Below are 268 nucleotides of genomic sequence, written 5' to 3'. Positions count from 1 at the left end.
CGACGCCATCAAGAAGGTCCACCCCGAACCCCTGGAACAGCTCCAGGACGCCGTCATCGCCGGCGAGCACCTCGGTGACGTGGCCGACCACCTGATCGGTCACTTCGTCGACCAGGCCCGGCGTTCGGGAGCCTCCTGGACCGACATCGGCCGGAGCATGGGCGTGACACGGCAGGCCGCGCAGAAACGGTTCGTGCCCAAGGAGTCGGCCGACCTCGATCTCAGCCAGGGCTTCAACCGGTACACCCCCCGCGCGCGCAACACCGTC

1 pseudogene is annotated in these 268 nt (G+C 68.7%); it reads left to right on the top strand.

What is annotated here, in order from left to right:
• Positions 1-7: 7 nt before the first annotated feature.
• Positions 8-268, top strand: a pseudogene (locus BZL64_RS41550) (Clp protease N-terminal domain-containing protein); the annotation flags it as partial.

It is taken from the genome of Streptomyces bobili (assembly GCF_002154575.1).
GTDB lineage: Bacteria > Actinomycetota > Actinomycetes > Streptomycetales > Streptomycetaceae > Streptomyces > Streptomyces bobili.
The sequence above is the reverse complement of the archived record's forward strand: the minus strand, read 5'-3'. Positions and strand labels throughout refer to the sequence as shown.